A 14,356-nucleotide genomic window follows, 5' to 3' on the forward strand; every position below is an offset into this window, starting at 1 on the left:
TGCCGGGTATCCGTTCTGTGGGCGGAGGGGTATAGCGCGTCCCCATGCACCGGGGTGCGGCAACGCGGAGGGCCCGCACCGGTGCGGTGCGGGCCCTCGTGGTTGCGGTACCTACTGCTGCTGCGGCGGCTGACCAGGAACCTCCGGCGCCGAGTAGCCGGGGGCGGGCGGAACGGGGCCAGCCGGAGCCCCCTGCCACCCAGGCGCCCCGCCCGGGGCAGAAGCCCCCCCGCCCTGAGGGGGGACCCCGCCATACCCCTGCCCAGGCATGGGCGGAGCCACCCGAGGCGGCGGATTACCGTCCGACGTCCACAACCCCTGAACCCGCTGCGCCCGCACAAAATCCTCGGCCACCAACGCCGAAAGATTGAAGTACGCCTCCCGCACCTTCGGCCGCATCATGTCAAGATTGACTTCGGCCCCCGCAGCCAGATGCTCGTCGAACGGAACGACGACCACCCCCCGGCACCGCGTCTCGAAGTGCGACACGATGTCCTCGACCTTGATCATCTTCCCGGTCTCCCGGACCCCGGAGATGACGGTGAGCGACCGCGACACCAGATCCGCGTATCCGTGCGCGGACAGCCAGTCCAACGTCGTCGACGCACTGCTCGCCCCGTCCACGGACGGTGTGGAGATGATGATGAGCTGGTCGGCGAGATCGAGCACCCCGCGCATCGCGCTGTACAGCAGACCGGTCCCGGAGTCCGTCAGGATGATCGGGTACTGCTTTCCGAGTACGTCGATCGCCCGCCGGTAGTCCTCGTCGTTGAACGTCGTGGACACGGCCGGATCGACGTCGTTCGCGATGATCTCGAGCCCGGACGGCGCCTGCGACGTGAACCGCCGGATGTCCATGTACGAGTTGAGGTACGGAATCGCCTGGACCAGGTCGCGGATCGTCGCCCCGGTCTCCCGCCGCACCCGTCGGCCGAGCGTGCCCGCGTCCGGGTTGGCGTCGATGGCGAGGATCTTGTCCTGCCGCTCGCTGGCGAGCGTCGAACCGAGCGCCGTCGTCGTGGTCGTCTTGCCGACACCGCCCTTCAGCGAGATCACCGCGATGCGGTAGCAGGAGAGCACCGGCGTACGGATCAGCTCCAGCTTCCGCTGCCGCTCCGCCTCCTCCTTCTTGCCGCCGATCTTGAACCGCGACCCGCCGACCGGCCGGTTGCTCTTCGTCTTCTGCTTCTTGTTGTTCAGGAGCCGGTCGGAGGACAGCTCGACGGCGGCCGTGTACCCCAGCGGCGCCCCCGGATTGGTCCGCTCACGCTGATCGTGCTGCACCGGCTGCGGCCAGGCCGCCCCCGTACGGGGATCCACCGGAGCTTGAGCACTCTGCGGAACCTGCTGCCCCTGCTGCCCCGGCTGCCCCTGCTGGAACGGTTGCGCCTGCGGCTGCGCAGGCGGCATGGGCTGTGCCTGCGGATACGGCTGCTGTTGTGGGAACTGGCCCTGCTGGAAGGGCTGCTGCGGCTGCGGCTGCGGCTGGGGTTGTGGTTGTGGTTGCGATTGCTGTTGGGCCTGCGACGGCTGCGGCTGGTACGGGCCCGGCTGCGCCGGGAACTGCGGTTGCGGCTGGTGCTCTTGCTGGTGCTGGTGTTGTGGAGTCTGCTGCGGTACGGGGGCCTCGGTGGGCGGCATGGTCTGCGGTTGAGGCTGCGCCTGCGGCTGGGGTGCCTGCGGGAAGCCGTAACTTGGCTGCGGGGCAGGGGAGTCGGGGGTCGGGAAGCCGTACCCGCTCTGCTGCGTGGGAGCGGGCGTGTCCGTGGGCGCGCCGTGAGTCGGGAAGCCGTACCCGCTCCGCGGCCCGGGTACGGGTGCCTCCGGCGGCTGCGCGGCGGGCACGTACGGGCTCGTGGGCGCGGGCGGCTGCGCTGTGGGCGCGACGGGCGCCGTCGGCGCGGACCACGCCTGGGGGGCGGGCTGCTGCGGCGCCGGAGTCTGCGGTGCCAGGGGCTGCGGCGCCGAGGGCTGGTGCACGGGGGCTTCGGGCTCGACCGGCTGCTCGTTCTGGTCATTCTGGGCAGCGGGTACAGCGGCGGCCGGAGGGTGCGTCGGCGCGGGCCACTGCGGTGCGGGCGTCGGCGCCGCGGGCTGGAACGCGGGCGGCAGCGGCGGCAGCCCGCTCTCCGGCGCGGGCGGCGGAGTCCAGGCGGCCGGGACGGAGTCCCCTGCGGGTGCGGGTGCGGGCGCAGGTGCAGGTGCGGGTGCTGCGGGGGTGGGCACGGCACTGATGGCGGCCTCGTTCTCGGACCCAGCCTCGTTTTGAGACCCAACCTCGTTCTCGGAGCCAGCCTCGTTCTCGTAGGCCTCAGAGCCCTCAGAGCCCTCTGCGTTCTTGTGGTCCTTGGCGTTGGACGCATCCTCATCCCCGGGACCCTCGCCCCCGAGGGCAGTTGCGGTGGGGGAAGCCATGGCGTCAGCCTCCGGGGTGTCACCCTCGCCCTCGGCAACGTCGTCCGTACCGTCCCCCTTGGCGGTATCGGCCTCGCCATCGGTACCGGTGTCGGTACCCGAGGAAGGCGCGACAAGCGCACCCGCATCGGCCGCCTCCGCCGAGGCTTCGTCTCCGGACGTACCGGCGGCCGCCTCGCGTTCGGCCAGCTCGCGGCGCAGCGCGGCGGGCGAGAAACGCATGGTGGCCCCGCTCTCCAGGTCTTCCCCACCCAGGCTCTCGGCGACGGGGGCGGCCGGGGCGGTGGTTTCCCGCTGGTCCGTGCGGGGGTCCGTGCCCGGAGGGACGGCAGGGGCCGAGTCTGCCTCGCCCACGCCACGTACGGGCACGGAGGCAGCGACCCCGGCGACGGCACCGCTCCAGTCCGCCGCGCCTGCGGACGCGGGAGGCGTGGCCGGAGGGGCGGACGGCGGCGGGGTCGAAGGCGGCGTCGGCGGTACGGGCGGAGCCAGCGGCTCTCCCGTGGGCGGCGCGGGCTGGAACCCACTGCCGACGGGGAGCTTGGGCACGACGGTGGCCGGGGCGGGGGGAGGCGTGTCCGGGTCGGGGGTAGGCGCGGGGGCGCCGGACTCCGCGAGCGCGGACGCGGCCGCAGAGGTCGGAGCCGAAGCGGGCGCGGAAGTCGGCGCTGGCGGAGGCGTGGTGGCGGCGGGAGGGGCCTCGGGCGTGGACGCGGGGGAGGCGGACGGCGTCTCCCCCGCACTGCCGGACGCGTTCTGCGTGTACCAGGCGGGCGGGGCGTAGTCGATGGTGAACTCGCCCGTGGTCTCGGCAGCGGACTCCGCGTCGGACTGATCGTCGACGGGTGTGTCCCAGCCGTCGCGGATCTTGTCCCGATCGCTGTTCACAATGCCTCCTGGTGTGGTCGAGCACGTTCGTGCCGTGGTGGGGGGCGACCGTTCTTGTCGTCCGATCCGCCTGGCTCTCCCCGTGTGCGGGACGCGCACACCTCCCTCGCGGGTTCTGGCGTCGCGCCCTGTCCCAGCCTAATCACCAAAAGCGGGAGCACGGCAGGCCAGTCCGCCTGCCGGTGAGCGACCGTTACGTCACGCCTCACTCAGGAGCGGTTGTCTTGTCGTCGAGGTGCTGAACAAATCGGTCAGGTGGTGATGAATCGCGTAAAACTTCGGGCTCAGTCCATCCTGCGCGCGGTCCCGAGCAGGCCGGTCTCGATGTCGGTGCCCTGCGTCACGACGTACTGCCGATCGCGCTCGGCGCACCACAGGGTCACTCCGTCGGCAAGCGTCGGCAGCGACTCGACCTGCTCGCGCGCAAGCCCGAGGGCCCGCCCCACCTGCGCAGCCTCGTCCGGCGAGATCCGCTGCAGCCCGACGAGCCGTGCCTGCCGGATGAGCCGGGGTGCCACCGGACTCACATACGGAAGCAGCGTGAGCACCGACTGCCAGGGCCCCGACACCACCCGTCCCCTGGGCGGCCGCATCCCGCAGTCCCGCACGACGAGCACCGGGCCACCGGCCGACGCCCCCTGCGGCGGCACCCGCCCCACGTCATGCACGGACATTCCGCTCGGCCCGACCCCGAGGGCCCGTACGAGCGGCTCCCACGCCGCCGCGCGGCCGGTCTCCACGGCTACCCGGGCCCCGGTGGCGGCGGCCCGCAGGGCGATCACCTGGGCTGTCCAGAGCCCGCCGATGAGCAGCATGTCGTACGGGGTGGGCCGGTTGAACCCGAGCACCGCGGGGTGGCCTTGCGCGTCCGTGCCGACGACCACACCGTCGTCGCCTATCGGCAGGGCGAGCGTGTCCACTTGCTCGGCCGACAGGGCGTGATGGCCGTGGCGCGGCCCGAGCAGCCCGAATCCTCCGCGGACGACGGCACGGAGCCTGGAGCCGCCCGACGGCTGCGGGGGCGCGGGGCTCGGGCCGGAGCCGGGGGTCGTTGGCGTCGTGGCCATCAGCGAGTTCCCCCGAGCGGCAGAGTGGCGAGCATTCCGGGGAGCTGTTCGTGGTCGAGCCGTACGAGACCGGCCCCTGCCTGCCGGGCACCCTGCTCCAACGCGCGGCGCGCGGCCTCCAGTTCGGAGTCGCTGCGCCCGGTCACCCGCACATGGCCCCGTATCGAGACCTCCTGGTGTCCGTCATGCCGCAACCGGTGCCCGTCACGTCTCAAGGTCAGGCTGAAGGTCGTCGCGAGGGTCGGAACGGCGGTGAGGAAGGTGACGAGCTGAGGCATCGCCGGTCCGGACGAACCTCCCAACTGCGGCCAGCGGCGCACCCAGTAGGTCGTGTGCCTGCGGTTGTCGCAGCGCCAGGCGCGCGTGGACTCCTCCGTCCTGCGCTGCGGCATGTCGTCGCGGCCGGACTGTGCCGTCACCAGTGGGTTGGCGCAGGCCGAGGTCGCGAGGGCGGTGGTGAGTTCCTCCTCGCTCAGGGCCGTCGCCCGAAAGCCCTGGCCCGCCAGGCGGCTCGCCAGATGGTCCACGGCCCGCAGCACGCACTTCTGCGCGCCGACGAGCCCGCCGCCACGAGCCGCCACGGCCTCGGGGCACAGCTCGGGATCCAACTTCAGGGCGACCCAGGTGATGCGCACTGCGGGCGCGCCCGTCTGCGCCTGTAGGGGTGCGTAGTTGCTGACGGCCACGGACTGCTGGGGGAGATGCAGCGCGGGCGCGGGCTGGGTGTGCAGCACGATCTGCGCCGACTCCAGTTGGATCCCGTCCACTTCGAGCGCGTCCCGCACCAGGCCGAGCGGCAGGGGGCGGCGACTGTGCTCGACGCGCAGAGCGGTGCCGTCCGACTCGATCTGCAGCACGGCGGACAGGAAGGTCCCGTCGCCCACCATTCCCACCTCGCGCCGGTCCCGACCGCGATGGGTGCACGTCCGCAAGGAGGGGTCGCACTCCAGGGCCGGGGCGAACGCGGGGTCCGTCCCCGGTGGTGGTGGCGTCTCGGCCGCGCGGCGCCGACGTACCCGTAAGGCCCGTGACGCGCTCGCAAGTTCGGGCAACGAGCGCCCGTGGCGGCGTACGAGAGCCAGCAGCACAAGGACTGCCGCGCCGCCGACCGCGAGCGCGACGGCCGGGCCTCCCACGACCCATCCGGTCACCAGCAGGGCGGCCGCGACCTCCACGAGGACCAGCCGTTGCAGCCGGAACGGCCCCCCTCGCGCCGATGGCGAGCGGTGACGCAGGACGACCGGCGTCCCGGGCTGCGAGGCATCCGGTGCGGCGCCCCCGGGAGATCCTTGAACTCCGGGTCCCGACCGCCCCCTCACGCGCGTCCGTGTGCCGGAAGCCATGAGCCCACCCCCCTGTTGAATCTCCCGAATTGCCTCGGTGTGCAAGGCGCTTGAAGCCCCGAAACCTAACCCACCCCACACGCGCGATTACACAACAGGCATAGTAGGCGCTGGGTCTGACAACTGAGGGGCGGGGGCGCGAACCCCCGGCGCCGCCAGGGGGGAAGCAGTCACACATGGCATCACGCCGCGACGAACTCAACGCCTACACCTTCGCGAAGCGCCGCGCACTCGCGGCGTTCGTTCAGCCCTCGCCCTCGGGCTCGGAGGAGAGTGCTCCGCGTCCGCTGCGCGGGGTGGTGCCCGGCCTGGTCGTCGGGGTGGTCGTCCTCGCTGTCTTCGGCGCGTGGGGGATGTTGAAGCCCGCGGCAAAGCCGGGCTGGGACAAGCCGAAGGAACACGTGATCATCGCGAGCAAGTCCACCACCCGCTACGTCGTCCTCAGGACCGACGGCAAGCGGCAGTTGCACCCCGTCCTCAACATGGCGTCGGCGAGGCTTCTCCTCGACGCCGACAAGGGGGACGTCATCAAGGTCGACGAGTCCGTCCTCGACAACGGCAAGCTCCCGCACGGCGCCACCATCGGCATCCCCTACGCCCCCGACCGGCTGCCCTCCCCGTCCGAGGCCGGCTCCGGCAAGCGCTGGGCGGTGTGCGAGCGGCCCGTCCAGGGCGGCCGCGCCATCCAGAAGGCGGCGTTCGTGCTCGCGGAACGGGAGCAGGACAGGACCGACGGCTCCGGACGGCTGCGCGGCGGGGAGCTGTTGTACGTGGTGGGCCCGGACAAGTCCCGCTATGTGGTCGACGCGCGTGGGTACGCGTACCGGATCTCCGCGGAGAACGAACTGCTCCTGCGTACGGTCGTGGGCTCCGGCCGTGCGCCACAGCGTGTGTCCAGGGAGTGGCTCGCCACGCTGCACCGGGGCGACCGGATCGTCTTCCCCAGGGTGGACGGCGTCCCCGGGGCCGATGCCGAGGTCGAGGGTCTCCAGGACCGGGCCGCGAACAAGGTGGGCATGGTGCTCCGGGCGCGGGACGGGGACACCTGGCGGTACTACGTCGTCCTGCCCCGCCGTGTGGCCCCTGTCTCCGACTTCACCGCGCGTCTGCTCCTCAGCAGCGACGAGCTGAAGGGCGTCGGGCAGCACGGCACCGCCCGCGACATGAGCGCCGCCGACATCAAGCCCGTCTCCGAGGAGTTCGACGCCGAGTACACCTGGCCGACCCGGCGCCCGAGGATGCCCCGCGAAGCCGCGACGAGGGCCGCCGCCACGCCCGGCGGCGGCAACACCGTCTGCAACGTCCTGCGGGACGTCGACGCCGACAACGGCTCCACCACGCTGAGCACGTGGACGGGCCCGGACTTCCCGGCACCCCTGCCCACCGGCTCGTCCAGCGCGTACGTCACACCCGGCTCGGGCCAGCTCTACCGCCAGTTCACCGGTACGGACACCGAGTCGGGCGGTGTCTTCCTGGTCACGGACACGGGCCTGCGGTACGCGATGCAGTCCAACAGCGACAGCGCGACGGACGACGCGGGCATCGGCACCTCCAAGAAGCAGCGCGAGCAGCGCAAGCAGCAGGAGCAGGAGGCACGGCAGGCCCAGACCCGACTCGGCTACGGGGACGCGGAGGTGGGCCGGGTGCCCGCGGCCTGGTCCAAGTTCCTGCCCACGGGCCCTCGTCTGTCGACGGCGGCGGCACGGCAGCCGCAGGGTTCTTGATCACGTGAGGGGCGCCAACACGATGCCGCACTCATCCCAAAGCCGCTGCCCTTGGACGCGGACGGCCGTGACGGTGGCCGCCGCCCTGGTTGTCGCCGCGACGACTGCGACTCCCGCAGCCGCGGCGCCGTCGTCCCCGGACCAGTGCGAGTTCCCGTCCAAGAAGTACACGGGCCGACCGTGGTCGCTCCAGCGCGTACTCCTCGACGAACTGTGGCGTCAGTCCACGGGCAGAGGCGTCCGCGTGGCGGTGATCGACACCGGCGTGGACATCAAGAACCCGCAGCTCAAGCGGGCGGTGGACGCGTCCAGCGGCGGCAACTTCCTCTCCAGGAACCTCAAGGACGACAACGGCAACAAGGTGGATCGGGGCAAACCGAACGGCACCACGGACACGGTCGGCCACGGCACGCGCGTGGCGGGCATCATCGCGGCCCGCCCCGCCAAGGGCACGGGCTTCGTGGGGCTTGCCCCCCGGGCGACGATCATCCCCGTCAAACAGAACGACGCGGAGGGCCACGGAACGACGGAAACCCTCGCGCAGGCCATCGACCACGCGGTCGCCAAGGGTGCCGACGTCATCAACATCTCCCAGGACACGGCCAAGGCGGTGAAGCCCGCCCCGCAGCTCCAAGAGGCGGTCGACAGGGCGCTCGACAAGGATCGCGTGATCGTCGCCTCAGCGGGCAACGACGGTCTGGGCGGCAACGTGAAACCGACCTATCCGGCCTCGTACGAGGGTGTCCTTGCGGTCGCGGCATCGGACCGCAACAACGAACGCGCCCCCTTCTCCCAGTCCGGCGACTTCGTCGACGTGGCGGCCCCCGGAGTGGACATGATCTCGACCGTCCCCGAGGGCGGCCACTGCTCCGACAACGGCACCAGCTTCGCCGCCCCGTACGTGGCCGGCCTCGCGGCCCTCATCAAGGCCAAGCACCCCACCTGGACGACCCGCCAGATCACCGCCCAGATCCAGCAGACCGCCGAACGCTCCATCCCGGGCCAAGACCGCCTGGTCGGCTGGGGCGTGGTCGACCCGGTCCGCGCCCTGACGGAGGACGACCACCCGATCGAGCGACCCACGTCCCGCGAAGGCATCACCCGAGGCAAGGCCCCGAGCCCCGCAAGGCTCCACCTCGGCGAAACCACAGAGGAACGAACGGCCCGCCTCGCCACGTATGTGGCAGTGGGGGCCGTGGTTGTGGTGGTGGGGCTTGGTGGGGTGGGGGTTACTTTGCGGGATGCGCGGAGGCGGCGCCGGAGCGGCGCGGGCGGGTGACGACGGCGAGCCGGGACCTCTCTACGACTTGGAGGGCCTCGGGCGGCCCGGGCGGCAGGCCTTCGACTGTTCGACTTGTTTTGTGTAGGCCTTGATGAGGTTCTCCATGGCGCGGGCGTCCTCACGGCCGTACGTGAACGACTGAATGCTGGTGAACAAGCGCTGGTCGGGATGCGCTGGATCAGCGCAGCCATTGGCCTTTCCGACTGCTCCCGCTCCTGTGTATAGGGCCACTTCGCCGGATCCATTGGCCACGTTCTCGACAACGAACTGGGGGTCCTGGGCGTAGCGCTGGTCTGCCGGAAGGGCGGGGTCGAGGTGATGGGACATCAGTTGAGCGATGTACGACTTCTGTCCGACCTCCACTGCCGCGTAACCCTCAGGGTGCTGGCCCACAGTGAAGCGGAAACGGGTCACGTCCCGATGCTGCGGATCGTGCGCGTAAGCCTTCAGTCCTGAATGGAGCTTGTCGAACTCCCTGACCGAGAGGTCCTGCGGATCCTTCTTGGCCAGCTTCGACAACTCGTCCGCCGAGTCCACGGCGGCGACCGCACTGTCCCGGTCCTTGTACTTCGCCTCGGAGAAGCCGTGCGTGCTCTGGTCGGCGATCGCCTTGAGGACCTTACCGGCGGAGGTGTCGCTCTCGGTGGCGTCGTCGAGGATCCGTCCTGGAACTCTCCGGCGGTCTTGCCGATGAACTCCTTCGAGACGGTGGCGTTGACGCCCGCCCAGTTCGCCCTGGCGGCGGGCCGAAGACCGTTGTCGGCGTCCCTCCGCAACCCGTCCAGGCTGCCCACCAGGGTCGACCAGTCACCGACGGCGTCGTCCAGCGCCTTGAAGTCGGCGGACCGGAGCGCGTCGAGGTCCATCAGCCGTCCTTCTCCGGGCTCGGCGGCGGCAGGTGCACGGGGTTGTTCTCGCCGGGCCTTGCGACCCGCTCGTCGAACCCGGCGTCAAGGACGTCGATGCGGCCCAACTGCCGCCGGATGCCACACCACGGTCGTGTGCCCCTCCCGTACGTACCGGCCGCTCCGGACGGCTGGCAGCCTTGCCGCCCAACGTGACAGCACGCTCGTGGTCACGCCGAGTTGTCTCAATCACGACGCTTTCGCGGAAGCCTTCCGCTTCTCGGTCCTGGCTCGACACGGGTGTGCCATTGGAGCGTGATCATCCGATTCTGACTGATGGCTGCTTTGCAACTGCTGTGACGCAAAGCTCGGTTGGATGTCACTCTCGGTGTGGCTAGAGTGACGAGCGCGCGACGCGCGATGGTCGGGCGGTCACAGCCCGGTGCGTTCGCGCGTTTGGGGACAGTTGAGGGCAAGGGGGAGCGGTGGGGGCATCGTGCGTGAGGATGGGTACATGAGTTCCGCGCCGCCGTCGGCGGGCGCGGATCTCAAGCGCGGGTTAGAGGCGCTGAAGAAGTTCCGGCGTCGCATCGACACGCTCCTCACCGAGTTCGAGGGATCGGACGGCGGCACGTCCAAGGTCCGCGACCAGAAGATCGCCCGTGCCTCCTTCAGCGGCGAGGCGGCCCCTTTCCCTGAGGCCGACGGCCTCTACTCCCAGTACGACCAGGTGCACGAGCGGCTCACCTCACTGTCGAAGATGCTCGGGGACCAGATCGAAGCCATGGGCATCGCCGTGCACGGCGCGGACGTCGGCTTCGACAACCTCGAAGACGATTTGCGGCAACGCTTCTGGGCGATCCAGACGCAGGTCGGCCGTGCGGAGACACCTGAGGGGCGGGAGCCCGGAGGGAAGACCGACGAGCGGGGCGGTCAGGGCAGCGACAAGTCCGACTCGGGGTGGAAGCTGTGAGCTTCGAAGGGCACCGGCTCAACGACATGATCGACCTGGTCGAGCAGGCGAACCCGGCCGATCTGGAGAGCGCGGGGGAGGCACTCCAGAGGGCGCGCGACGCGATCGCGGCGGCGGCCCGGGAGCTGGGCGAGCACATCGACCGGGTGGACTGGGAAGGCGAGGCCGGGCGGGCGTTCCGCAAGTGGGGCAAGAACCTCGTCAAGGACACCCACAAGCTGTCCGACTTCGCTGACGCCGCTGGCGTCCAGATCGCGTCGGCCGGCGCGGGGTTGGCTTCCGTGCGGGGTTCGATGCCACCACGGGATACGCGCACCGATCCGAAATCGGTGGCGGACATCCCCTCTCCGAAGAGGGTGGACGGCAACGCGGACTACGAGGCCGCCGTCAAGTCCGAGAAGCACCGGCAGGAGGCGATCAACCAGATGAACCGGTTGGCGTCGTTCTACCGGGTCTCGCAGCACGAGATGGCGGGGCAGGAGGCGCCTTCGTTTTCGGCTATGCCGGATGTGGGGGTGCCTCGGCCTGAGCGAGGACGTTTCGCTCCCGGTGAGGGTAGGAAGCCCGCTCCGCCCGCCGACTCTGCCGGTGCCACGCGAGAAGCGCTACCCCGCCCCACCGACTCGGGCGTCGTTACGACGTTGGGCCCCAACGGGACGGAAAATCCCTTGGTACCTCGCAACGAAGAGCGCGGTCCGATCCCGTCCACTGACTGGCCTGTCGGGCCGACCCCGTCTTCAGACCGGCCTGACAATCTGGCACCCGTCAGCTCGGTCCCTCACCGTACGGCGATTGACAGCGTCGGTACGTTGCCCCCGCCGAGTAGCCCCGGACCAGGTTCGGTGCCTCCTGCTCCTGCTCCTGCTCCTGGTCCGACGGGCGTAGGGGGGCCGCCTCCTCCGTTCGGGGGTCCTGTGCCGCCTCTGCCCCTCCCGGGCCCGCCTGCACGTGCTGCTGGTCGAGGTGGAGATGTGAAGCCGACGACGCCCGTCCCGCCGACGCCTGGGCGAACGGGTGGGGGAGGCCCTGGGAAGGAGGGGCCGGGGCGTGTCCCCTCAGGTCCGGTGGGCCGTGTGCCAGTTGCAGAAGGAAGAGGCGTCAGTGGTCCGACGGGGCCCGTACAGTCCCCGGCGGGACGCGGTATCACGGGTGGAACGCCGCAGCCCGGGAGCGTGCCGACCAACCGTCCCGGAGTTCAGGGCGTCACAGGTGCCCCGCGCGCCAACGGCGTCGTAGGGGGGCGGCCCGCGGAAGGTTTTGGACAGGCACGAACAGGTGCTGGAGCTGTGGGGCAGCGTGGAGTTATGGGAGCCCCACCTCATGGCACGGGTGGTGGCAGGCAGATGCCCCTCCGGTCCGGCAGTAATCCTGACGGCGTGGTCGGCACTCCGAAGGATCGTCAGTCTGTGGTCGGCGGCCGTAGGAGTGGATTCACTACGGGTGGCACAGGCCTGGTACGTGGTCCTGTGGACAATCGTCCCCGCCCGGAACAGCAAGTGGGTGAGGCCTCGCAACGGCCTGACTATCTGGTCGAGGACGAGGAGACACATCTGTCCGGCGAGCGGCGGCACGTGCCGCCAGTAATCAGTTAGTGATGAGTGGAGGCGTGCAGGGCGTGGAGTCAGGATCTGGCCGACACGGCAACGGGGCATTCCCGCTTCGGGGGCGTGTGCGGCGACGGGTCGCTACGACGAGCGCGGCCGTCAGCGTTCTGGCCCTGATGTCTGTGGGAATGGCACCGGGTGCGGCTGCCGACGACGTCCGGTCGAAGCAGTGGTACTTGGAGGCAATGGGCGCCGATGAGCTATGGGAGGTCAGCACCGGCAAGGGCGTCAAGGTTGCCGTTGTCGACAGCGGAATTGCAGTGACGCCTTCTCTCAAGGGGCGTGTGCATGCAGGCAAGGACGTGACTGGCCTCAGGGGCGGAGCTCTGGACGACTACGACGGCCATGGAACCACAATGGCTGAGCTGATCGTGGGTGCCGGCCGGGGAGGGGGTCTCAAGGGCTTGGCACCTGGGGCCCTGGTCGTTTCCTTTCGTACCACTCTGTACAGCGCCAAGGGTAAGAAAGAGAGCGATAGCGCCGAAGCCATTCGAGCTGCGGCAGACAGCGATGCACAGATTATCAGTCTGTCCATTGGTGGTGACTTCATGTACCCAGCCGAGAAAGAGGCAGTGAAGTATGCTGCGTCGAAAGGCAAGTTGATGTTCGCCGGTGTCGGGAACGATGCCGAGAAGAAGAACTACATCGGCTATCCGGCTGCCTATCCCAACGTCACCGGAGTCTCCGCCGCAGACAAGTCCGGCAAGGTTGCCAAGTACTCCGAGTTCGGCGATTACGTGGACCTGGCGGCGCCGGGCCGCGACGTCCCCCGCTGGTGCGATGCAACCTTCCGTTCGTACTGCGACGGCGACGGCGGCACCAGTGCCGCCACCGCCATCGCCTCCGCCTCCGCCGCCCTGATCTGGTCCAAGCACCCCAACTGGACCGCCAACCAAGTCCTACGCGTCCTCATCGACACCGCGGGCCGTAGCTGGCCGAAGGACAAGCCCAGTGACTATCTCGGCTACGGCCTGGTTCGGCCGGCTCCGAATCTGCTGAAGAACAGGGGTAATCCGGGCCCGCCGGATATCGACCCCCTCACCAATAAGAAGACACCGGGTGTCGGAGCTTCGTCCTCTGCTCCGTCGGAGGAGTCATCGGCGCCTGCGGCGAACCCCCCGAAGGGCGCGGCCGACAGCAAGCGGGCAGCGTCCGCGTCAACTTCGAAGTCCGATGGCGGCTCCGATGACGACAACGACCAGTTGTGGATCGTCGTCGGCGCCGTAGCCGCGGTGGCGGCCCTCGGCGGCGCAGCCTTCGCGTTCGTACGCAAACGGCGTAACGCCTGAGCAGATCAGAGGCGAGTAGCACAGACGAGCCTCAATGACAGCCTGAACGTCTACGTAAGGAGAGCCCGCTCATGGCCGACGGCCGTAAGCTAAATGACCAGGAAGTCGCGCTCCTCGAAAAGGAGATCGTCGACAAGTATGACTCGGTCCAGAAGCAGCTCAGGCGATTGCAGGGGACGCTTGACACCATGGAGGGCAACTGGCGCGGTATCGGTGCGCATGCCTTCGACAAGAAGCAGACCGAGATCAACCAGCACATGCAGGCGATCGGCCGCATCCTTGTGGACTTCCTGGACGGTATCAGTGCCAACCGCAAGGACAAGGACCGGCTTGAGGACGAGGTCCGCGCGACCATGAACAGTATCGACGTGGACTACGGCGGCAAGAATTCGGCCATCAGCAGCTATTGAGTTAGCTGAGCTGAGCTGAGCTGTTCTCCGGGCCGTCGTGGTCCGGCCGAAACCACCAGGGGATGGACAAGCATGGCAAGCGGCAACTTCGACGAACTCGCGGTCAAATACGGCGGGCTCGACGCCATCACCACCGAACTCGGCATCCAGGCGAAGCAATTGGAGTCCGACCTCGCTGACATCAAGCGGGCTGTGGCCAGGGTGGCTGAAGGATGGGAGGGCGAGGCCCACCGGGCGTACGTCCTGAAGCAGAAGGAGTGGGACCAGCACGCGTCGGCGATCCACACGGCCCTCATGCAGATCGGCCAGAAGGTCGGCCAGGCGGGCGGTGACTACCGGGGTGGCGACCTGAAGGGGGCCAGCTACTTCCAGTGAGGGGCGGCAGGCGATAGCGGGGTGGGCATACGCGGGAGGTGCCCACCCCGTTCTGTTGCACGGTGGTCGGCCGTCGGTCGGAGCCCGAATTGGAAGTAGAGTTCTCGTCTGCCTCCTTTGGCCGATTTCCGCAGGGGGTCG

Annotated in this window: 9 protein-coding genes and 1 pseudogene; 6 read left to right on the forward strand and 4 right to left on the reverse strand. The window is 69.6% G+C overall.

Features of this window, described 5'->3' with window-relative positions; all coding sequences use genetic code 11:
- Window positions 1–111: 111 nt before the first annotated feature.
- The 3 genes from IG78_RS0125360 to eccE form a co-directional block, all read right to left on the reverse strand.
- Window positions 112–3,303: an SCO5717 family growth-regulating ATPase gene (locus tag IG78_RS0125360; protein ID WP_051852952.1), complete on the reverse strand. Its 3,192-nt coding sequence runs from the start codon at window positions 3,301–3,303 to the stop codon at window positions 112–114.
- A gap of 284 nt (window positions 3,304–3,587) precedes the next feature.
- On the reverse strand, window positions 3,588–4,370 hold the full coding sequence (locus tag IG78_RS0125370; protein WP_030567101.1) for a hypothetical protein: 783 nt from the start codon (window positions 4,368–4,370) through the stop codon (window positions 3,588–3,590).
- Window positions 4,370–5,713: a type VII secretion protein EccE gene (gene eccE, locus IG78_RS0125375; RefSeq protein ID WP_225882207.1), complete on the reverse strand. Its 1,344-nt coding sequence runs from the start codon at window positions 5,711–5,713 to the stop codon at window positions 4,370–4,372. Before eccE ends, IG78_RS0125370 begins: the two co-directional genes overlap by 1 nt.
- 176 nt (window positions 5,714–5,889) lie before the next feature.
- Here eccE and eccB point away from each other — a divergent pair, with 176 nt between their 5' ends.
- Window positions 5,890–7,437 (forward strand): type VII secretion protein EccB, encoded by a 1,548-nt coding sequence (gene eccB, locus IG78_RS0125380; protein WP_030567104.1) that lies wholly within the window; start codon window positions 5,890–5,892, stop codon window positions 7,435–7,437.
- A 22-nt stretch (window positions 7,438–7,459) separates the two neighbouring features.
- Window positions 7,460–8,716: a type VII secretion-associated serine protease mycosin gene (gene mycP / locus IG78_RS0125385; RefSeq protein ID WP_030567106.1), complete on the forward strand. Its 1,257-nt coding sequence runs from the start codon at window positions 7,460–7,462 to the stop codon at window positions 8,714–8,716.
- A gap of 429 nt (window positions 8,717–9,145) precedes the next feature.
- On the opposite strand, the pseudogene IG78_RS51610 reads toward mycP, so the two are convergent.
- Window positions 9,146–9,585 (reverse strand): annotated as a pseudogene (locus IG78_RS51610) (hypothetical protein); the annotation flags it as partial.
- A gap of 493 nt (window positions 9,586–10,078) precedes the next feature.
- Between IG78_RS51610 and IG78_RS0125400 the strand changes: the two are divergent.
- The 4 genes from IG78_RS0125400 (at window position 10,079) to IG78_RS0125415 (ending at window position 14,215) form a co-directional block, all read left to right on the forward strand.
- The gene (locus IG78_RS0125400) at window positions 10,079–10,537 is read left to right on the forward strand and encodes a DUF2563 family protein (protein ID WP_030567109.1); all 459 of its coding nucleotides are present in this window, start codon (window positions 10,079–10,081) and stop codon (window positions 10,535–10,537) included.
- 1,789 nt (window positions 10,538–12,326) lie between these two features.
- Window positions 12,327–13,430: a S8 family serine peptidase gene (locus tag IG78_RS44285; protein WP_225882208.1), complete on the forward strand. Its 1,104-nt coding sequence runs from the start codon at window positions 12,327–12,329 to the stop codon at window positions 13,428–13,430.
- A 71-nt stretch (window positions 13,431–13,501) separates the two neighbouring features.
- Window positions 13,502–13,840, forward strand: a complete 339-nt coding sequence (locus IG78_RS0125410) for a WXG100 family type VII secretion target (protein WP_030567112.1) — start codon at window positions 13,502–13,504, stop codon at window positions 13,838–13,840.
- 72 nt (window positions 13,841–13,912) lie between these two features.
- Window positions 13,913–14,215: a WXG100 family type VII secretion target gene (locus IG78_RS0125415; protein WP_030567114.1), complete on the forward strand. Its 303-nt coding sequence runs from the start codon at window positions 13,913–13,915 to the stop codon at window positions 14,213–14,215.
- The last annotated feature ends 141 nt before the right edge of the window (window positions 14,216–14,356 follow it).

Origin of the sequence: Streptomyces aureocirculatus (genome assembly GCF_000720475.1) — a bacterium.
GTDB classification, from domain to species: Bacteria; Actinomycetota; Actinomycetes; order Streptomycetales; family Streptomycetaceae; genus Streptomyces; species Streptomyces aureocirculatus.

Coding starts and splice junctions, on each gene's coding strand:
- IG78_RS0125370 (WP_030567101.1), bottom strand. CDS start 4,370: ATGGCCACGACGCCAACGACCCCCGGCTCCGGCCCGAGCCCCGCGCCC.
- eccE (WP_225882207.1), bottom strand. CDS start 5,713: ATGGCTTCCGGCACACGGACGCGCGTGAGGGGGCGGTCGGGACCCGGA.
- eccB (WP_030567104.1), top strand. CDS start 5,890: ATGGCATCACGCCGCGACGAACTCAACGCCTACACCTTCGCGAAGCGC.
- mycP (WP_030567106.1), top strand. CDS start 7,460: ATGCCGCACTCATCCCAAAGCCGCTGCCCTTGGACGCGGACGGCCGTG.
- IG78_RS0125400 (WP_030567109.1), top strand. CDS start 10,079: ATGAGTTCCGCGCCGCCGTCGGCGGGCGCGGATCTCAAGCGCGGGTTA.
- IG78_RS44285 (WP_225882208.1), top strand. CDS start 12,327: ATGGGCGCCGATGAGCTATGGGAGGTCAGCACCGGCAAGGGCGTCAAG.
- IG78_RS0125410 (WP_030567112.1), top strand. CDS start 13,502: ATGGCCGACGGCCGTAAGCTAAATGACCAGGAAGTCGCGCTCCTCGAA.
- IG78_RS0125415 (WP_030567114.1), top strand. CDS start 13,913: ATGGCAAGCGGCAACTTCGACGAACTCGCGGTCAAATACGGCGGGCTC.